Annotated in this window: 19 protein-coding genes; 10 read left to right on the top strand and 9 right to left on the bottom strand. The window is 65.3% G+C overall.

All coding sequences use genetic code 11. The features are described from left to right. Positions 1-82: 82 nt before the first annotated feature. Complete coding sequence (plsY, locus tag AB3X89_RS19655; RefSeq protein ID WP_368584753.1) at positions 83-718, bottom strand: glycerol-3-phosphate 1-O-acyltransferase PlsY; 636 nt, start codon at positions 716-718, stop codon at positions 83-85. Positions 719-860: 142 nt separating this feature from the next. After that, positions 861-1,352 carry a Cys-tRNA(Pro) deacylase gene (ybaK, locus tag AB3X89_RS19650; RefSeq protein WP_368584752.1) on the bottom strand — a complete coding sequence of 164 codons (492 nt, stop codon included), beginning with the start codon at positions 1,350-1,352 and terminating at the stop codon, positions 861-863. Between the two features lie 173 nt (positions 1,353-1,525). On the opposite strand from ybaK, the gene AB3X89_RS19645 reads away from it, so the two are divergent. Further along, on the top strand, positions 1,526-3,088 hold the full coding sequence (locus AB3X89_RS19645; RefSeq protein ID WP_368584751.1) for a class I adenylate-forming enzyme family protein: 1,563 nt from the start codon (positions 1,526-1,528) through the stop codon (positions 3,086-3,088). A 33-nt stretch (positions 3,089-3,121) separates the two neighbouring features. On the opposite strand, the gene xerD is transcribed toward AB3X89_RS19645, so the two are convergent. The 3 genes from xerD to queG are packed head-to-tail and all read right to left on the bottom strand — an operon-like array spanning position 3,122 to position 5,902. Then, positions 3,122-4,072: a site-specific tyrosine recombinase XerD gene (gene xerD, locus AB3X89_RS19640; protein ID WP_368584750.1), complete on the bottom strand. Its 951-nt coding sequence runs from the start codon at positions 4,070-4,072 to the stop codon at positions 3,122-3,124. Continuing rightward, positions 4,069-4,539 carry a methylated-DNA--[protein]-cysteine S-methyltransferase gene (locus AB3X89_RS19635; RefSeq protein ID WP_368584749.1) on the bottom strand — a complete coding sequence of 157 codons (471 nt, stop codon included), beginning with the start codon at positions 4,537-4,539 and terminating at the stop codon, positions 4,069-4,071. Before AB3X89_RS19635 ends, xerD begins: the two co-directional genes overlap by 4 nt. Positions 4,540-4,591: 52 nt before the next feature. Beyond that, the gene (queG, locus tag AB3X89_RS19630; RefSeq protein ID WP_368584748.1) at positions 4,592-5,902 is read right to left on the bottom strand and encodes a tRNA epoxyqueuosine(34) reductase QueG; all 1,311 of its coding nucleotides are present in this window, start codon (positions 5,900-5,902) and stop codon (positions 4,592-4,594) included. A gap of 17 nt (positions 5,903-5,919) precedes the next feature. Here queG and tsaE point away from each other — a divergent pair, with 17 nt between their 5' ends. Together tsaE and AB3X89_RS19620 are read left to right on the top strand one after the other, a co-directional pair. Further along, positions 5,920-6,516: a tRNA (adenosine(37)-N6)-threonylcarbamoyltransferase complex ATPase subunit type 1 TsaE gene (tsaE, locus tag AB3X89_RS19625; protein ID WP_368584747.1), complete on the top strand. Its 597-nt coding sequence runs from the start codon at positions 5,920-5,922 to the stop codon at positions 6,514-6,516. Further along, complete coding sequence (locus AB3X89_RS19620; RefSeq protein ID WP_368584746.1) at positions 6,498-8,117, top strand: N-acetylmuramoyl-L-alanine amidase; 1,620 nt, start codon at positions 6,498-6,500, stop codon at positions 8,115-8,117. Before tsaE ends, AB3X89_RS19620 begins: the two co-directional genes overlap by 19 nt. A gap of 394 nt (positions 8,118-8,511) precedes the next feature. Here AB3X89_RS19620 and AB3X89_RS19615 read toward each other — a convergent pair whose 3' ends face one another. Beyond that, positions 8,512-9,393 (bottom strand): EamA family transporter, encoded by an 882-nt coding sequence (locus AB3X89_RS19615; protein ID WP_368584745.1) that lies wholly within the window; start codon positions 9,391-9,393, stop codon positions 8,512-8,514. 167 nt (positions 9,394-9,560) lie between these two features. Here AB3X89_RS19615 and AB3X89_RS19610 point away from each other — a divergent pair, with 167 nt between their 5' ends. Beyond that, positions 9,561-10,436 (top strand): pirin family protein, encoded by an 876-nt coding sequence (locus AB3X89_RS19610; protein WP_368584744.1) that lies wholly within the window; start codon positions 9,561-9,563, stop codon positions 10,434-10,436. A gap of 89 nt (positions 10,437-10,525) precedes the next feature. Continuing rightward, positions 10,526-11,374, top strand: a complete 849-nt coding sequence (gene trxA / locus AB3X89_RS19605; RefSeq protein WP_368584743.1) for a thioredoxin — start codon at positions 10,526-10,528, stop codon at positions 11,372-11,374. 68 nt (positions 11,375-11,442) lie between these two features. Here trxA and tcdA read toward each other — a convergent pair whose 3' ends face one another. Beyond that, positions 11,443-12,300 (bottom strand): tRNA cyclic N6-threonylcarbamoyladenosine(37) synthase TcdA, encoded by an 858-nt coding sequence (gene tcdA, locus AB3X89_RS19600; RefSeq protein ID WP_368584742.1) that lies wholly within the window; start codon positions 12,298-12,300, stop codon positions 11,443-11,445. Between the two features lie 249 nt (positions 12,301-12,549). Between tcdA and pdxH the strand changes: the two genes are divergently transcribed. The 3 genes from pdxH (at position 12,550) to AB3X89_RS19585 (ending at position 15,983) form a co-directional block, all read left to right on the top strand. Next, the gene (gene pdxH / locus AB3X89_RS19595) at positions 12,550-13,191 is read left to right on the top strand and encodes a pyridoxamine 5'-phosphate oxidase (protein WP_176135999.1); all 642 of its coding nucleotides are present in this window, start codon (positions 12,550-12,552) and stop codon (positions 13,189-13,191) included. A gap of 149 nt (positions 13,192-13,340) precedes the next feature. Continuing rightward, positions 13,341-14,555 (top strand): class I SAM-dependent methyltransferase, encoded by a 1,215-nt coding sequence (locus AB3X89_RS19590; protein ID WP_368584741.1) that lies wholly within the window; start codon positions 13,341-13,343, stop codon positions 14,553-14,555. A gap of 84 nt (positions 14,556-14,639) precedes the next feature. Then, on the top strand, positions 14,640-15,983 hold the full coding sequence (locus AB3X89_RS19585) for a DUF72 domain-containing protein (RefSeq protein WP_368584740.1): 1,344 nt from the start codon (positions 14,640-14,642) through the stop codon (positions 15,981-15,983). A 66-nt stretch (positions 15,984-16,049) separates the two neighbouring features. Here the strand turns inward: AB3X89_RS19585 and msrA are convergent, their stop codons facing one another. Further along, a complete protein-coding gene (gene msrA / locus AB3X89_RS19580; protein WP_368584739.1) occupies positions 16,050-16,589 on the bottom strand; it encodes a peptide-methionine (S)-S-oxide reductase MsrA in 540 nt (179 codons plus the stop codon). Positions 16,590-17,149: 560 nt separating this feature from the next. Here msrA and AB3X89_RS19575 point away from each other — a divergent pair. Continuing rightward, positions 17,150-17,659: a flavin reductase family protein gene (locus tag AB3X89_RS19575; protein WP_176105187.1), complete on the top strand. Its 510-nt coding sequence runs from the start codon at positions 17,150-17,152 to the stop codon at positions 17,657-17,659. A 75-nt stretch (positions 17,660-17,734) separates the two neighbouring features. Here AB3X89_RS19575 and AB3X89_RS19570 read toward each other — a convergent pair whose 3' ends face one another. After that, positions 17,735-18,250, bottom strand: coding sequence for an Lrp/AsnC family transcriptional regulator (locus AB3X89_RS19570; protein ID WP_176105186.1), 516 nt, complete (start codon positions 18,248-18,250; stop codon positions 17,735-17,737). Positions 18,251-18,380: 130 nt separating this feature from the next. Between AB3X89_RS19570 and kynB the strand changes: the two genes are divergently transcribed. Further along, positions 18,381-19,019 carry an arylformamidase gene (gene kynB / locus AB3X89_RS19565; protein WP_368584738.1) on the top strand — a complete coding sequence of 213 codons (639 nt, stop codon included), beginning with the start codon at positions 18,381-18,383 and terminating at the stop codon, positions 19,017-19,019. The last annotated feature ends 44 nt before the right edge of the window (positions 19,020-19,063 follow it).

The raw sequence follows: 19,063 nt of genomic DNA, 5'->3' as shown, positions 1-19,063 counted from the left end.
GGCTTGCAGCGCAACGCGCTGCGCCGCGCCCAAAGTCTTCGAGCCGCTTCGCCTCAGGCCGGGCGATGCGGCTCTGCCCACTTCAAAGATCGTTGCCGGCCGCCGGACTCGCGGCCTTCTTCTTGTCGCCGATACGGCTCTCCTGCCCCTTCATCAGCTTCGCGATATTGCCGCGATGTCGCCACACGAGCAGCAGGCTCATCACCAGAACCGCGAGCGCAACGATGCGCGGCCCGAACAGAAACACGTAGAAAAGCGGCGCGAACAGCGCCGAGCACAGCGCCGCCAGCGACGAATAGCGCGTGAAGAACGCGACGATGATCCAGGTCAGCAAGGTCGCGACGCCGAGCGTCGGGTTGATCGCGAGCAGCACGCCCGCAGCGGTCGCGACACCCTTGCCGCCCTTGAAGCGGAAGAAGACCGGATACAGGTGACCGAGAAACACCGCGAGCGACGCAATCGCGATCGAGCGCTCGTCGAGCCCGTAGCGTGCACCGAATTGCACGACCAGCCACACCGGCAGCCAGCCCTTGAAGGCGTCGCCGATCAGCGTCAGAATCGCGGCCTTCTTGCTGCCGCTGCGCAGCACATTGGTGGCGCCCGGGTTGCCCGAGCCGTACGAGCGCGGGTCGTCGAGACCCATCGCGGCGCTCACGATCACGGCAAACGACAACGAACCGATCAGATAGGCAACGACAGCGACGATCAGGTTTTGCATCTAGGACTCTTATAAGGATCGCGGTCTGACATTCGATACCCCAACCGCAACAGGGTACGCCCGTCGAAACGAGGCGGCGCACATTTTACCGAAGGCGTCCGCGCGAAAAACATTCAGGCAAACGTCAACTCGCCCGTCGGCGTCAGTCCACGCTCGCGCACTGCACCGGCTTCGCCGCGAGCAGATCCGAGAGCACTTTCGGCTCGATGCTGACGAGAAAACCGCGCCGCCCTCCGTTCAACCAGATTTTGTCCATCTCGAGAATGGTCGACTCGACATACACCGGCATCTGCTTGCGCGTGCCGAACGGCGAGGTGCCGCCGATCAGATAACCCGAATGCCGGTTCGCGACTTCGGGCTTGCACGGCTCGACGCGCTTCGCGCCGATCTGCCGCGCGAGGTTCTTGGTGCTGACGGTGCGATCGCCATGCATCAGCACGATCAACGGCTTCGCGTGCTCGTCTTCCATCACCAGCGTCTTCACGACATGATGCTCGTCGACGCCGAGCTGGCGCGCCGATTCCGCGGTACCGCCATGCTCGACGTAGTCGTAAGGATGTTCGCCGAACGTGACGCCGTGACGGCGCAGCAGTTGCGTGGCGGGGGTTTCGGACACGTGTCTGGATTTGCTCATCGGCGCATTGTAATGGCGAGATTGCACAACGGCTATTTGCCGAACCGGCAATTGTGCGGGTTCGACGCTTGTGGCACGATCGTTCGAAATTATGCCGGCAGGGTGCGAAATAGTACGCGCAGAGCTACGAATTTAGTCTTGCAACCAATTGCACGGGACCAGAGGAGGCAGCGTTGAACCAGGCTTCATCCATCCGTTCCACGATCGACATCCCTGCGCTGCTCGCCGCCCTACCCGCGCGCATCAGCGACATTCCGGCGCTCGCCGCCGCACGCGATCCGCGGCATGTCGCGCTGATCGAAGATGCGCGCCGCCTGACCAACGAGCAACTGCTAGAGGCCGTCGATGCCGCCGCCGCGCTGCTGCGCGAATGGGGCGTGCGCGGCGGCGATCGCGTGATAATCGTCGCGGAGAACAGCATCGCGCAGGTCGTGCTGCTGTTCGCGACCGCCAGGCTCGACGCGTGGGCGCTGGTATCGAACGCGCGCCTGTCGGCCGCCGAACTCGATTCGATCCGCGCGCATGCACAACCGCGCGTCGTCGCGTATGCGGTCGAAAGCTCGCCCGACGCGCGCCAGCAGGCTGAGCGTCATCGAGCGACACCGGCACCTGCGCTGTCGCCGGACATCGGCGCATGGTCATACGCGTTGGACGGCAGCGTGCAGGCCGAAGCGGTCGAAGCCGCCAGCGACCACCAATGCGCGGCGCTGATCTACACGACCGGCACCACCGGCGCACCGAAGGGCGTGATGCTGTCGCATCGCAATCTGCTGTACATCGCGGCCGTGTCGAGCCGGCTGCGCCAGGTCGGACCTGAAGACGTCGTCTATGCGGTGCTGCCGATCTCGCATGTGTACGGCTTCGCATCGGTATGCCTCGGCAGCCTGCATGCGGGCGCGACGTTGCGGCTCGCGCCGCGCTTCGTGCCGGAAGCGGTGCGCCGCGCCCTCGCCGACGAGCACGTGTCGATCTTCCAGGGCGTGCCGGCGATGCACGCGAAGCTGCTCGAACATCTGCACACGCACGGCCACGCATGGTCCGCGCCGCAACTGCGCTTCGCGTACTCGGGCGGCTCGCCGCTCGACGCCGCGTTGAAGTCGCAGGCAGAAACCGTGTACGGTCTGCCGCTGCACAACGGCTACGGCATGACCGAAAGCAGCCCGACCGTGTCACAGACGATGGTCGACGCACCGCGCGCCGATTGCTCGGTCGGCGAAGTCATTCCGGGCGTCGAAGTGAAGTTCGTCGGACTCGACGGAGTCGAAGCCGCGCCGGGCGAGATCGGCGAGCTGTGGGTGCGCGGCCCGAACGTGATGCTCGGCTACTACCGCAACCCCGAGCAGACCCGCGCGACCGTCACCGAGAATGGCTGGCTGAAGACCGGCGACCTCGCGCGCCGGGACGCGGACGGTGCATTGCATATCGTCGGGCGCAGCAAGGAACTGATCATCCGCTCGGGCTTCAACGTGTATCCGGCCGAGGTCGAGCACGTGCTGAACGCGCATCCGCAGGTCGTGCAGTCGGCGGTGATCGGGCGCGCGGTCGAGGGCAACGAGGAGGTGATCGCGTTCGTCGAGCTGATTGCCGGCGCGACAGTCGCGCCCGCGGAGTTGATCGCGTGGTGCGGCGAGCGGCTCGCGCCGTATAAGCGGCCGGCCGAGGCGAAGGTGCTCGCGTCGCTGCCGGCCGCATCGACCGGCAAGATTCTCAAGCACCGGTTGCGCGAGTTGGTGTGAAGCGAGCGCAGGCCCGCGCGCTTCGCACCGTGCTCAGCCGCGCGGATGATGCTGCGCGTGCAGCGATTTCAGACGTTCTCGCGCGACGTGCGTGTAGATCTGCGTCGTCGAGATATCGGTGTGGCCGAGCAGCAATTGCACGACCCGCAGATCGGCACCGTGATTGAGCAGATGCGTCGCGAACGCATGCCGCAACGTATGCGGCGACAACGGCGCATGCACACCCGCCGCCTGCGCGTGTCGCTTGATGATGTTCCAGAACTGCTGGCGCGTCATGCCTTCGGCGCGTGCCGTCACGAATAGCGCGTCGGCCGCGCGCGGGCCGAGCAGCGCCGGGCGCGCCTCGCGAAGATAGCGCTCGATCCACGCGTGCGCCTCTTCGCCGAACGGCACCAACCGCTCCTTCGAGCCCTTGCCGGTGACGCGCACGACGCCTTCGTTGAGTCCCACCTCGACGGTCTTCAGCGTGACCAGTTCGGTCACGCGCAAGCCGCTCGCGTACATCAGTTCGAGCATCGTGCGATCGCGCAAGCCGAGCGGCGTGCCGAGGTCGGGCGCGCCGAGCAGCGCTTCGACCTGCGCTTCGCTCAAGGTCGACGGAAAACGCGGCGGCTGCTTCGCCGAGCGGATGCGCAACGTGGGATCGGCGGCCGCGCGATGCTCGCGCACCGCCCACGCGTAATAGCGGCGAAACACCGACAGCCGGCGGTTCGCCGAGGTCGCCTTGTCCTTTTGCCGCGCCGCGCTGTAGGCGCTCAGGTCGGCTTCGCTCGCGGTGTCGAGTGACGCATTGCGCGTGTGCGCGAGCCATTCGCAGAATAGACGCAAGTCGCGGCGATACGCGTCGAGCGTGTTGCGCGACAGGCCGTGTTCGAGCCACAGCGCGTCGCAAAAAGCGTCGATCGATGCGGCGCTGGTCAGCGGCAGCGGCGATACGGCGGCTGTGTCTTCGACGTGTTCAGCGGTATCGGGGGTCGTGCTCATACGTACGGCACACCTTCATGCGCGAGCAGCCAGCGCTTCACGTCGCGAAAGAAGCCATCGCCGCCATCGTGCGCGAAGCCGCCGATGCCGCTCGCACTCACCACGCGGTGACACGGAATCACGATCGGAAAGAAATTCGCGCCGCACGCCTGGCCGACCGCGCGCGGCACGCTGCCGAGCTGCTTCGCGAGTTGTCCGTAAGTCAGCACGACACCGGGCGGGATGTCGCAGATCGCCTGCCACACGCGCCGCTGGAACGCGGTGCCGCACACGGCGAGCGGCAGCTCGAACTTCGCGGACGCGCTCTCGAAGTAACGCTCGATCTGCTCGGCCGCCTCGCGTGCGAGCGGCGTCTCGGGCGCGACATTGCGCGTCGAGTCGGGCAGATAGACGATCTCGCGCACCGCCTCGCCTTCGAGCCGGATGCCGACCTTGCCGAACGGCGCATCGATCACTGCGTTGAACATGATTGCCTGCTCCTCTAGCGTGCCGGATTGCCGGCACCGAATTGCCACGACTTTACGCCGCTTCCAGCGCCCACTCCACATGCTCGCGCACGAGCGCCGACGGATCGTCGGCTCGCTGCTTTAACGCCCGCACGATCGCGTCGCGCGCATCGGCGTCGAGAGCTCCGGGCGCGGCGCGCAACGCGTTGCCCATGCCGACCGCGAGATTGCGCAGCCAGCACTCGTAGCCGATGCGGCGAATCGCGCTGCCCTGCATGCGCGTATCGAACTCCTGCGCGCTCCACGCGAACAGTTCGACCAGCGACGCGCGATCGAGCCCGTGCCGCACATCGAAATCGGCGACCGGTGCGGCCTGCGCGAACTTGTTCCACGGACACACGAGCTGGCAATCATCACAGCCATACACCCGATTGCCGATCAGCGGCCGCAGCTCGAGCGGAATGCTGCCCTTCAGCTCGATCGTCAGATACGAGATGCAGCGCCGCGCGTCGACCTTATACGGCGCGACGATCGCGCCGGTCGGACAGGCGCCGATGCAGCGCGCGCAGCTGCCGCAATGCGAGCCCGGCGTTTCGGGCGCGACCTCGGGCGAGATTTCGGCGTCGGTCGGCAGCGGGATGTCGACATAGATCTCGCCGAGGAAAAACAGCGAGCCGGCGTCGCGCTGCAAAAGCAAGGTGTGCTTGCCGCGCCAGCCGATGCCGGCCTTCTGCGCGAGTTCGACTTCGAGCACTGGCGCCGAATCGGTGAACACGCGATAGCCGAACGGCCCGGTCGCCGCTTCGATCCGGTCGGCGAGTTGTTGCAGGCGCTGACGCATCACCTTGTGATAGTCGCGGCCGCGCGCATAGATCGATACGACCGCCGTCGATGGGTCCGCGAGCCTCGCATGCTCGGCCGCGCGCCAGTCGCGCGCGCGGGGTGTCGCGCGTGAGACAGGTGGCGTTGCGTCTTGCGGCATGCTTTCAGGGGCGGCTTCATGCGCCCCTTCATACGCACCCTTGGCCACCTCACCTTCCAGCGTCCGCGCAGGCAAATAGGCGATGCGCACGGTGATCACGCGTCGCGTGCCGGCCACAAGCTCGGCGGGCCTCGCGCGTTTCATGCCGTGTTTGGCCATATAATCCATCTCGCCGTGGCAACCCGCTTCGAGCCATGCTGCAAGCGGCGCTTCGGCGGCCGACAGATCGGTATCGCTAATGCCGATCGCCCCGAAACCGAGTTCACGGCCCCACGTCTTGATGTCGAGCGCGAGCGCACGAAGCGCCGCCTCATCGAAACGGGACGTTGCATCAGAAGCTCGCACGGCATCATCGGCCGATGCGGGCGTGCAGGAAACAGGGGACTTCGGACTTCGGTTCATCACGTCATTTTACGAGAATGCCCGTCAATCCCGATCACGCGACCCTACCGTCCGCCCCGGTGCTGCTCGAACGCTCTTTCGCGCTCGCGGACGAAGCCGCGACGCAGACGTTCGGCGCGCGCTTCGCACAGGCGATCGAAAGCGTGCGCGCGGCCTCGCAGCAGGCGCAGTCAGCACAGCCCGGCGCCGCAAGCGACCTCGCATTCCACGGCCTGCAAGTCCAACTCGTCGGCGATCTCGGCGCCGGCAAAACCACGCTCGTGCGCGCGACCTTGCGCGGCCTCGGCCACACCGGCCGCGTGCGCAGTCCGACCTACACGCTCGTCGAACCGTATGTGCTCGCGCGGCCTGCTGGGGAACTCGCGCTCTATCACTTCGATCTGTACAGATTCTCAGATCCGGCCGAATGGGCCGACGCGGGCTTTCGCGAATATTTCGATAGCGGCGCGGTCTGCCTCGTCGAATGGCCGCAACGCGCGGGACCGCTGCTCGGCGTACCGGATCTCGTCTTCTCGCTCGGGCTCGCCGGCAACATGGACGCAAACGCGGACGCACGCGTACTCGTCGCACGCGCTTATAGCGAATCAGGAAAGGCATGTCTCGAAAGATGTTAATCAAACCGTTCCATTCGATCGAATCGGCAGCGGGCGCAACCCATAACTGGCGGCGCCGGCAGATCCTGCGCGCGGGCGCGTCGACGCTTGTGCTCGGCCTCGTCGCGCCGCGTCTCGCGGTTGCGAGCTCGGTGCTCGGCGTGCGCGTGTGGCCCGCGCGCGACTACACGCGCGTGACGATCGAATCCGATCAGCCGCTGCAGAACACGCAGCAACTGCTACAGGGACCGGACCGGCTCGTCGTCGATCTGAACGGCCTCGATCTCGATCAGGCGCTCAAGGAGCTGGTGTCGAAGATCACGCCGAACGATCCGCAGATTTCGTCGGTGCGGGTCGGGCAGTATCAGCCGCACGTGGTGCGCATGGTGTTCGACCTGAAGGGCTCGGTGAAGCCGCAAGTGTTCGCGCTGCCGCCGGTCGGCGCGTACAAGTACCGGCTGGTGTTCGACCTGTATCCCGCTGTCGCGCCCGATCCCCTGATGGACCTGCTCGCGCAGACCGAGCGCAAGCAGCAGGCGCTGAACGAAGAAAACAGCGCGCCGCCCGCGACGCTGTCCGGCCCCAGTACGCCGCCGCCCGTCGACAACAGCGAGGCGTTCTTCGAGCATTACGCGCAGAACGGTGGCGCGGGTAGTGGCGCAGGCAACGGCGCCGCGGGCGTACCTCGTCCGCCCGCGCGTGGCACGCCGGCGCCGTCAGCGCCGGCGATTGCCGGCAGGCAGCCCACACCCTCTGCGCCGTCCGCGCCGCCGAGCGCGATCGCCCGCAACAAGGGTGGCAACGCCAATAGCAACAGCACCGCACGCGGCCTCGACAGCAACAACGACAACCTCGGCGAGAACGGCGACACCTACGCATTCACCACGCCGAAGTCGGGCCGCAGCAACACCGTGCGACTGCTCACCGTCGCGATCGATCCTGGTCACGGCGGCGAAGACCCGGGCGCGATCGGCGGCTCAGGCACCTACGAGAAGCACGTCGCGCTCGACATCGCGAAGAAGCTGCGCGCGAAGATCGACGCGCAGCCGAACATGCGCGCGATGATGACGCGCGACGCCGACTTCTTCGTGCCGCTGAACGTGCGCGTGCAGAAGGCGCGGCGCGTCGGCGCGGACCTGTTCGTGTCGATCCACGCGGACGCGTTCACGACGCCCGAGGCGAAGGGTTCGTCGGTGTTCGCGCTGTCGGAGCACGGCGCGTCGAGCGCGGCCGCGCGCTGGATGGCGAACAAAGAGAACTCGTCGGACCTGATCGGCGGCATCAACATCAAATCCGACGACGCCACCGTGAACCGCGCGCTATTCGACATGTCGACCACCGCGCAGATTCGCGACTCGATGCGCTACGGCGACTTCGTGCTCAAGGAGATCGGCGACATCAACAAGCTGCACAAGGGCTCGGTCGAGCAGGCCGGCTTCGCGGTGCTGAAGGCGCCGGACATTCCGTCGATCCTCGTCGAGACCGCGTTCATCAGCAATCCGGATGAAGAGCGCCGCCTGAACGACGACGCGTATCGCGACAAGATGGCCAACGCGATTCTGACCGGCATCAAGCGCTATTTCGCGGCGAATCCGCCGCTCGCGAAGAGCCGCATGACGTGATGTCGGCACGCACTCACCGCCTCCAGCACGTATTGGCGTTGGCTGGAATGATGAAATGCCGGCTCTCGCCGCGTGAAGCCTCTGATGGAGTCGCGCCGACGCCTGGCGAAGATCGGGAGGCCTGATACGGCGCGGTCTTTTTCGCATGAAGAAGCCCCGCGGACGGTCCGGGCACAGGTGCGTCCGGGCCGGTTTTCATTGGGAAGTTGCTTGAGCCGCGCACGCAAGCGTTTGAGCCACGCGGGCAGTTTGCCGTATCAGCGTGTCACGTCCGCCCAAGCCATTTCGCACTGATTGGTGTGGAACGCGCGGATCAAGCTCAGCGCTTCCGGAGCGTGTGCCTGGCTTGCGGGTAGCAGACGCCGCCGTACGCTGCCGCTGGCCCAACAGTTGCTCAGCGCGCCGGCATAAAGCGCTGCACGACCCAGCCGCCGAACACGTTGACCGCGAGCCCCGCCATCACGAGCAATGCGCCCGCGACCTGCATTGCCGACAATTGCTCGCCGAGCAGCAACGAAGCCGACGCGAGTCCGACGATCGGCACCAGCAGCGAGAACGGCGCGACCTGGCTCGCCGGATAGCGCGACAGCAGACGGCTCCACAAGCCATAGCCGACCAGGGTCGCGATAAACGCCAGATAGACGATCGCGAAGATCGACAACGCGCTGATACCGGTCAGCGCGGCGGCGATCTCGCGCGGCCCCTCGAATACGAACGACGCGGCGAAGAACGGCAGCGGCGGAATCAGGCTGCCCCACACGACGAGTCCGACCAGATCGACCGTGCCGACCTTCTTCGTGACGATATTGCCGAGCGCCCACATGCACGCGGCGCACAGCGTCAGCAGGAATCCGACCAGCGACATCGTGTGGCCGCCTTGCAGACCGATCACCGCGAGCCCCGCCGCGGCGATCAGCAGGCCCGCGACATTCGGCAATCGGAAGCGTTCGTGCAGAAACAGCGCCGCGAAAATCAGCGTGAAAAACGCCTGCGCCTGCAGTACCAGCGACGCGAGCCCCGCCGGCATGCCGACATACATCGCCGAGAACAGGAACGCGAATTGCCCGAACGAGATCGTCGCGCCGTAGGCGAACAGCCACCGCCACGGCATCTGCGGCCGCTTGACGAAAAACACCGCCGGCACCGCGGCGAGCGCAAAGCGCAGCGCGCCGAGCAGCATCGGCGGCACACCATGCAGGCCGACCTTGATCACGACGAAATTGACACCCCACGCGACCACGACGATCAGCGCGAGCAGCAAGTCCCTGGGCGACATCCAGGTCTCCAGTGAAATGGTTCGATCCGGCAGTGTAGCCGAGCCTGCGATCCCGGTTCATCGCGCCCGCTGATCGCGAGCGTGCACCGTTGCCGTCGGCCGCGCGCGACGCGCAGTAGAATCGTCCATTCCAGCTTTCTTCTTCCACTTTCACGGCGAGCCTGCCCATGACCTCCTCGATCAAAGCCGTCCTCACACCGCACGTACGCGACATCGGCAATCTGGCCGTGCGGCGCGTACTGCCGGCGATGGCGGCGCGCCTCGTCGGCCCGTTCATCTTCTTCGACCACATGGGCCCAGCAACCCTCGAACCCGGCACCGGCCTCGACGTGCGCCCGCATCCGCATATCGGCCTCGCGACCGTCACCTATCTGTTCGACGGCGCGATCATGCATCGGGACAGTCTCGGCTCCGAGCAGAAGATCGTCCCCGGCGACGTCAACTGGATGACGGCCGGGCGCGGCATCGTCCATTCGGAGCGCACGCCGGCCGAAGACCGCGCACGCGGCCAGAGAATTCACGGCATCCAGACTTGGGTCGCTCTGCCGCTCGCCGATGAAGACGCCGAGCCGTCGTTCGCGCATCATGCGGCGGCGACCTTGCCGGTCGTCGAGCGCAATGGCGTGACGCTGCATGTGATCGCGGGCACCGCGTTCGGCGCGGTGTCGCCGGTCGCGACGTTCTCGGGCACGCTGTACGTGGCCGCCGACTTCACGCCGGGCAGCGCGTTCGCGCTCGAACCGGAGCACGAGGAGCGCGGCGTATATCTGGTGGAAGGCGATCTGGAGATCGACGGCACCACGCTCGAAGCCGGCCAGATGGCCGTGCTCGCGCTGGACGAAACCGTCACGCTCGCGAGCACCCACGGCGCGCGCGTGATGCTGCTCGGCGGCGAGAAGCTAGACGGCGAGCGCTTCATCGAATGGAATTTCGTCGCGAGTTCACGCGAGAAGATCGAAGCCGCGAAGCTCGCGTGGACGAATCAGGAAATGGGCCACGTGCCCGGCGAAACCGAATGGGTTCCGCTGCCGCAGCGCAAGTAACGGCGCCCGGGCCGCACGCGCAGGACCGCATTGAAATCGCGCGATTCGGCCCCAGCTAGCCACAAACCGTTTCTATCGACGAGGACGCAATGGACACCACTCTGGCCACTTTCGAACAGGACGTCATCAAGGCGTCGATACTGGCCCCGGTGCTGGTCGATTTCTGGGCGCCGTGGTGCGGCCCCTGCAAGAGTCTCGGCCCGATGCTCGAAAAGCTCGAGGCCGAAGCCGCCGGCAAATGGAAGCTCGTGAAGGTCAACGTGGACGAGAACCACGAACTGGCCGCGCACTTCCAGGTGCGCAGCATTCCGCACGTGATCGCGTTCGCCGACGGCCAGGCCGTCGATCAGTTCATCGGCGTGCTGACGGAAGGACAGCTGCGCGAGTTCCTCGACCGGCTCGTGCCGCAGGGCGCGCCGGGGGCGCGCATCGAAGCGCAAACCGCGCTCGCCGAAGGCCGCCGCGACGACGCCTACGACCTGCTGCAAGCGGCGCTCGCGTACGACCCGGGCTTCGACGACGCGCGCATGGACCGCATCGAGTTGCTGCTCGAAGACAACCGCATCGACGAGGCGCGCAACGAAGTCGATCTGCTGTCGCCGAAAACCACGCAAGGCATCGACGCGCGTTTCAACGCGATCAAAACCAGGCTCGACGCGGTGGACGCCGCCGCGGACCTGCCGCCCACCGATGCGCTCGAAGCGCGCGTCGCGGGCAATCCCGACGATCTCGAAGCGCGCTTCGATCTCGCGAATGCGTTTATCGCGCGGCACAAATATGCGCAGGCGCTCGAACATCTGCTCGCGATCGTGCAGCGCGACCGCGGGTTCCGCGAAGATATCGGCCGCAAGACGATGTTGTCGGTGTTCGATCTCGCCGCGCATCAGCCGGAGCTGGTGGCGCAGTGGCGGCGCAAGCTGAGCGCCTCGTTGAACTGATCGTTTGCGATGTTTTGCCCGATGGCGGCCTGGGTCGGAGCGGTTGAAACCGTCGCCCAGGCTGTCACCTAAACCGTCGCCTTCTTCGCGAGCTCCCGCAACACATACGCCGCGGCCGCGAAACCAAAGCTCGCGGTCACACACACGCTCGATCCAAACCCCGCGCAGTTCAAGCCGACCGGCCCCGTATGTCCGGGCGACGTGCTCACGTGCTCGGCTTCTTCATCGATATCGCAAACGGCCGCTTCCGGATAAATCAGCGGCTCGTCGGAATACACGGCGCTCACCTTGAACTTCGCTTTCGGCCCACGCGGAAAGCCGTGCTGCTTGCGCAACTGCCCGCGCACCTTCGACAGCAGCGGGTCCTGGATCGTCAGCGCCAGATCGTCGATGCGGATACGCGTCGGGTCGAGCTGACCGCCCGCGCCGCCGACCGTGATCAGCGGCTGCTTGCGCTCGACGCACCACGCGATCAGCGCGGTCTTCGTGCGCACGCTGTCGATCGCGTCGATCACATAGTCGAAACCGCCGCCGAGCGTCGCCGCGAAATTGTCCGGCTCGACGAAGTCTTCGATCAGGCGCACGTCGCAGTACGGATGGATCGCCTTGATGCGCTCGGCCATCGCTTCGACCTTCGGTTTTCCGTAGTTGCCGTCGAGCGCGTGAATCTGCCGGTTAGTGTTGCTTTCCGCGACGTTGTCCAGATCGATCAGCGTCAGCGTGCCGAGCGCGCTGCGCGCAAGCGCCTCCGCGACCCACGACCCCACCCCGCCGATGCCGATCACCGCGACGTGCGCACCCTCGAACGCGGCGAGCGCGGGCGCGCCATACAGACGGGCGATGCCGCCGAACCGGCGGGCGCGGTCGGCGGTTTCGTTCGCGTCGAGGCTGGTAGTAAGATCGGATTGCGCGGTGGTGCTGGACATGATGGCAGGGCTCGAAAACACAGGCGGAAAGTAACAGGCGGCGGCGCATTGGCAATTCGCTTTGGCCAATCTGGCGCGCAGCCCGTATTTTGCCTTAACACGTGAAAGCAGCCGCGCAGGACCCCGAGCCGCGACCCAACGTTGCAGGCCTGGCGCTCGCACCATGCGGCCGCCATACGTTGATCCGCTCGCGCGCAAAAACCCGGCGCCTTAGCTATACTTGGCCCACTGTAGCGTTCGCATAAGAACATGATCTCACTCGCCGAGCTTCGGAAAAACTACTCGCTGGGCTCACTGGACGTTGCCGACGTCAACCACGATCCGTTCCGTCAATTCGACACGTGGTTCCAGCAGGCCATCGACGCCAAGCTGCCCGAGCCGAATGCGATGACGCTTGCCACAGTCGACGCGCGCGGCCGGCCTTCGGCACGCATCGTGCTCATCAAGGGCGTCGACGAGCGTGGTTTCGTGTTCTTCACCAACTACGAAAGCCGCAAGGGCCGCGAACTGAGCGCGAACCCCTACGCGAGCCTGCTGTTTCACTGGATCGAACTCGAACGCCAGGTGCGCATCGAGGGCCGCGTCGTCAAAACGAGCGAGGCAGAAAGTGACGCGTATTTCGCATCGCGTCCGCTCGGCTCGCGGATCGGCGCATGGGCATCGAATCAGAGTCAGGTAATTGAAAGCCGCTCGCAGCTCGAAGTACGCGAACGCGAAATCAGCCTGCAATACGGCGAAAATCCTCCGCGTCCGCCGCACTGGGGTGGCTACCGTCTGGTGCCCGACGCGATCGAATTCTGGCAGGGGCGGCCATCGCGGCTGCACGATCGGCTGCTTTTCACGCGCGCGGATGAAGGCGCCAACTGGCTGATCGCACGCCTGCAACCCTGACCGGACGATGATGGGACGAATGACGCCGGCCGCGCCGCCATCGTAGCGGCGCGCGTCGGCGGGATTGCGTTGCGCGGCCCGCGGAATGCGCCGCACGCTGTCGCGATCCACATAGCTTTGCTTTAAATCAACGAACACGGAGAGATCACATGTTCTGGGAGAAAAAGCTGGCGCAGTGGGTTGAAGATGTCAAAAGCACAGCTAACCTGCCCGCACGCCTCGTGCTGTGGGACGGTCAGCAACACGACTTCGGGCAGTTCGCCGCGCCCCAGGTCACGCTACACGTGAAGAGCGCAACCGCGCTGCCCTACCTGCTCGAACCGAGCCTCGACAATCTTGGCGAAGCCTATGTCAAAGGCAAGATCGACATCGAGGGCAAGCTGTCGGACATCATCAATATCGGCTATCAGCTCGCGCGCAGTACCGTAACGAGCGCCGGCAAGCTCGCGCGCGTGCGGCGCTACTTCAATCATTCGAAGACGTCGGATAAGAAAGCCATTCAGTACCACTACGACGTGTCGAACGAGTTCTACAAGCTGTGGCTCGACGAGAACATGGTCTACTCGTGCGCGTACTTCGAGACCGGCACCGAAGACCTCGCGACCGCGCAGCTGAAGAAAATCGATCACATTCTGACCAAAATCCAGTTGCAGCCCGGCCAGCGTCTGCTCGACATCGGCTGTGGCTGGGGTGCACTCGTGCTGCGCGCCGCGCAGAAGTTCGGCGCGAAGTGCGTCGGCGTCACGCTGTCGCAGAACCAGTTCGATCTCGCCACCGCGCGCGTCAAAGCGGCCGGGCTCGAGAACCAGATCGAAATCCGCCTGCAGGACTATCGCGACATCCCGGGGCAGTTCGACCGCATCACGAGCGTCGGCATGTTCGAGCACGTCGGCCGCAAGAACCTGCCCGGCTATTTCCAGAAGATCCACGATCTGCTCGCCGACGACGGCATCGCGATGAACCACGGCATCACGTCGAGCGACGCCGATAGCGGCGAAACCGCGCTCGGCGGCGGCGAGTTCATCGACCGCTACGTGTTCCCGGACGGCGAGCTGCCGCATATCAGCCTCGCGCTCGAATCGATGCAGCGCGGCGGACTCGAACCGATTGACGTCGAAAGCCTGCGCCGTCACTATGCGCACACGCTCGACATCTGGGCGGAAAATTTCGAAGCCCACGCGGATCAGGCGCGCAAGCTCGTCGACGACGAAAAATTCCGCATCTGGCGCGTGTATCTGGCCGGCTGCGCCTATGCGTTCGAAAACGACGACGTGTCGATCTTCCAGGTGGTGTGCCGCAAAGCCGGCCGCAGCGCGAAAACCCTGCCGTGGTCGCGCCGCTACATGTACGAAAAACCGCTGTGACCGTGCCGTGACCGGTTGCGCCGCGGCGGCGTGCATGAAGCGCGCGCCGCGGCGCAATTCTGATCAACAGCAGGCCGGACATTGATGGACCACAGCAGGACGAGTGACATTGAAAAGCCGTTGAACGGCAAGAACGGCAGCGCGGACGATGCGGCGCACGACGCCACGCAGCAGTTCGATCTGTTCGGGATGCCGGTCGAGGCTGCGGCAGAAGCGCCGGCCATGTCCACGAGCGAGGCCGATTCCATCGCGAGCACTGCCGCGCAGCCAGAGCGCAAGCGCGCGCCGAAAACCGCAAAAGCAAACGCCGCCGCGTCGCTGTTCGAAGACGACGCCGCGCCCGACAGCCCCGCTGCTGAACCAGCCTCCGCACCCGCCGCCACCGACGCCCCGAAAAAGCGCCGCGGCCGCGACGTGCTCGCCGCGCCGCCGTCGCCCGAATTGCTCGCGCTTGCGGCGCAATTGCCGCCGCAGATCCATCTCGGCACGTCGACATGGTCGTTCCCGGGCTGGAGTGGCATCGTCTACGGCGACGACTACAGCAACAGCAAACTGTCGCGCGAGGGCTTGAGCGCGTACGGCGCGCATCCGCTGCTGAAGACGGTCAGCATCGACCGCTCGTTCTACCAGGCGCTGACGGTCACCGAATACCTGCGCTACGCGCAGCAGGTGCCCGAGCACTTCCGCTTCATCGTCAAGGCGCCGATGACGATCACCGACGCCACCGTGCGCGCCGAGCGCGGCGAGCCGGTGTCGATGAACCCGTGCTTCCTGAACGCGCAGATGGCGATCGACGATTTCGTCACGCCCTGTGTCGAAGGCCTCGGTGCAAAGGCCGGCGCGCTGGTGTTCCAGTTCTCGCCGCTGCCGGATCAGATGCTCGCGCAGCCGGCGGTGTTCATCGAGCGTCTGGGAGAGTTTTTCGGCGCGCTGCCGAGGCTGCCCGACGGCAGTTGCTATGCGGTCGAGATTCGCGACGCGAGCCTGCTCACGCCACGCTTCATCCGCATGCTGAAGACGGCGGGCGTGCGCTACTGCGTCGGCATTCATGCGCGGATGCCCGATCCGCTGCGCCAGGCCGCGGCGCTCGCGCTGCTCGACGGCGAGCCGGCCGGTCCGCTGATCGTGCGCTGGAGCCTGCACGGCGGCTTCAAATACGAACAGGCGAAAGCGAAGTACGAGCCGTTCAACCAGCTGGTCGACGAAGACCCGGCGACCCGCGCGTCGCTCGCCGAACTGGCCGCGCGCTACGCGCTCGCCGGCCAGCCGGTGGTGATCGCGGTCAACAACAAGGCGGAAGGATCGGCGCCGCTCAGCTGCGTGAAGCTGGCCGAAGAGATCGTCGAAGCCTGTGTGCGTGTCACTCAGGGACGCGGGGATAGTGGCGCTGGCGCTGATGATGCGCGATCGCAGGCACAGGAACCGTAGTGACGAACAGCAGCCGGCGGCCATGCGTATCCGCCTGCTGCCGACTCCGATCCTCGCGCTGCGCCGTTAGCCCGCCTTGATCCGATGCGCGAACTTCTGGCGGAATTTCGCGACCTTCGGCGCGACCACGAACGAGCAGTAGCCCTGATTCGGATGCTGCGCGAAATAGTTCTGGTGGTAAGCCTCGGCGGGCCAGTAATTGTCGCCGAGCGGCAGCACCTCGGTCACGATCTTGCCGTCGTAGATGCCCTGTTCGCCGATCTCGCGAATCGCCTGCAGCGCGGTTCCGCGCTGCGCATCGGAATGCGTGAAGATCACCGAGCGGTATTGCGTGCCGACGTCGTTGCCCTGCCGGTTCACCTGGGTCGGATCGTGGATTGCGAAGAAGATGTCGAGAATCTCGCGATAGCTGATCTTCGCCGGATCGAAGTCGACCTTGACCACTTCCGCGTGACCGGTGTCGCCGTCGCAGACCTGCTCGTAGCTCGGACGGCGCGTATGACCGCCCGCGTACCCCGACTCCACCGCATTGACGCCCTCGACGTCCAGATACACCGCTTCGAGGCACCAGAAACATCCACCGCCGAGCGTTGCCGTCTCGTTCATAAGCTTCACCCCAGGATCAGATCCACACAATGATCGGCAGTCGGCCTGCGTAGCGCCGCCGGGTCTGCCACCGCATCCGAATATATGGCCGAAAACGCGGACTAAAAGGCACAACCGATGCACCCGTCGCGCGGCGCCGCTTGCAACGCGTCGCGCAATTCCACGCGAATCCCGCAGTGCAGATATCGAGTATAGAAAGGCCGTCGCGCGACGGGTGAATAACCATGCAGCACAACAGCAAGCGCCGCGCCCACTCGATCGCATGCTCAGCGAAGCGAAGCGAAAAATGCGGCGAGACGAGGCATGACGATCGGCGTGTCCGCACGAAACACTGCGGCCGGTCCGTGCTGGACTGTGAGCGAGCTGACGCCGGAGCACGCACCGTACGCAACGCCGTGCGGCGCACGCGGCGATTACAGTTAAAATTGGCGGAAATCGATGATTTTCACCATGACTTTCGAAACATCCGCTGCCAGCCGCACATATCCGCGTTGTTATCCGCGCCTCGATTCGCGCTTTAGTCCGTCTTTCACACGGCGCGCGCCGGGGACCCTGCCCCGATGAAGAGCGCGAGCCCACCCAACTTCGACCAGTCCGCGTTCAGACAGGCGCTCAGCCAGTTCGCGACCGGCGTCACCGTGATCACGACACGCGCCGCGTCCGGCCAGTTGATCGGCATCACGGCCAGTTCGTTCAACTCGGTTTCGCTCTCTCCGCCACTCGTGCTGTGGAGTCTCGCGACGCGCTCGGCGTCGATGCCGGTGTTCCGCGCCAACAGTCACTACGTGATCAACGTGCTGTCTTCGACGCAGCTCGATCTGTGCAAGCGCTTCGCGACCGTGAAGGGCGACCGCTTCGAGGGGGTATCGCACGCGGCGGGCGACACCGGGATGCCGGTGCTCGACGGCGCGCTCGCGTGGTTCGAATGTCATAACCGCAGCCGCTACGACGAAGGCGACCACGTGATTTTCGTCGGTGAAGTGGAGCGCTGCGGCGTGCACGAAAATGCCGCGGACATGCTGCCGCTGGTGTTCCAGAGCGGACAGTTCCACGGCCTGAAGCCGCTTTGAGCGGCGCGGCGCGTCCCTCGCGCCGGTAGTGCGGGTCGGTCTGACGCGCCGGAAATGGCGCGCCCCTCGTCATCCTCAACGGTCGCTATGCGTGGCCCCGTGCCCGCTGCTCTTCTTCACCAGTGACACCGGCACGCCCGAGTCTTCCTTCAGCGTTTCGAGCACGATGTTCGAGCGGATGTCCATCACGCCCGGCGCCTTGTACAGGCGGTTGAGCACGAAATCCGAATAGTGCTTGAGGTTGTGCGCGAGCACGCGCAGCAGATAGTGGGTTTCGCCGGTCACGACGAACGCGCCGACCACTTCGGGCCAGTCGCGCAACGCCTCGGCAAAGCGCTCGTGCCAGTTCTGCTGGTCGTTGCGCATCGATACCTGCACGAACGCTTCCAGCTCGAACCCCAAAACTTCGCGGTTCAGACACGCGCGGTAGTGTTCGATGACGCCCTGCTCCTCCAGCAGACGCAGGCGCCGCAGACAGGCTGATGGCGACAGCGAGATACGCTCCGCCAAGTCGAGATTGCTGATCCGTCCTTCCTGCTGAAGCACCGTCAAGATACGGCAATCGGTGGCGTCGAGCGAGATCGCGTTCATATTCGGTCTCCCTTTCCTGTTTGGCTCAAATTATGTTCCAAGACACGGCTGGTTAGGAGATTTTTTCGCAATCACATTTCACGGCTTGACCTCTATCATTTAGAGATAGTCACCTTCCGTCGAAACCGTCATGCGAGCACTCTGGGACATCACCCCCGCCGTCGATCCCGCCACGCCCGTCTGGCCGGGCGACACGCCGGTCGGCATCGAGCGCGTCTGGCGCATGGAGGCTGGCTCGCCGGTCAATGTCGCGCGTCTGACGATGTCGCCGCACACCGGCGCGCATACCGACGCGCCGCTGCACTACGACGCCGAAGGCGCCGCGATCGGCGACGTGCCGCTCGACGCGTATCTCGGTTTGTGCAGAGTGATCGACTGTATCGGCGCGTCGCCTGTTGTGACGCCACAACACCTGACCGGCTCGCTCGACGATCTGCCGCCGCGAGTCTTACTGCGCACTTACAGAAATGCGCCAACGCGCGAGTGGGATAGCGCGTTCTGCGCGGTCGCGCCCGAGACCGTCGATCTGCTCGCCGCGCGCGGCGTGAAGCTGATCGGCATCGATACGCCATCGCTCGATCCGCAGGAATCGAAGACGATGGACGCGCATCACCGCATTCGCGCGCACCGGATGGCGATTCTCGAAGGCATCGTGCTCGACGCGGTCGAACCCGGCGACTACGAACTGATCGCGCTGCCGCTCAAGCTGACCACGCTCGACGCAAGCCCGGTACGCGCGGTGCTGCGCGCACTGCACGGCTCTCGCTAAGCCACGCGACTCGGCGAGCCAACAACCCGACAACCCAACCCTCG

Origin of the sequence: Paraburkholderia sp. BR14320 (assembly GCF_040948665.1) — a bacterium.
Taxonomy (GTDB): Bacteria; Pseudomonadota; Gammaproteobacteria; order Burkholderiales; family Burkholderiaceae; genus Paraburkholderia; species Paraburkholderia youngii.
The sequence above is the reverse complement of the archived record's forward strand: the minus strand, read 5'-3'. Positions and strand labels throughout refer to the sequence as shown.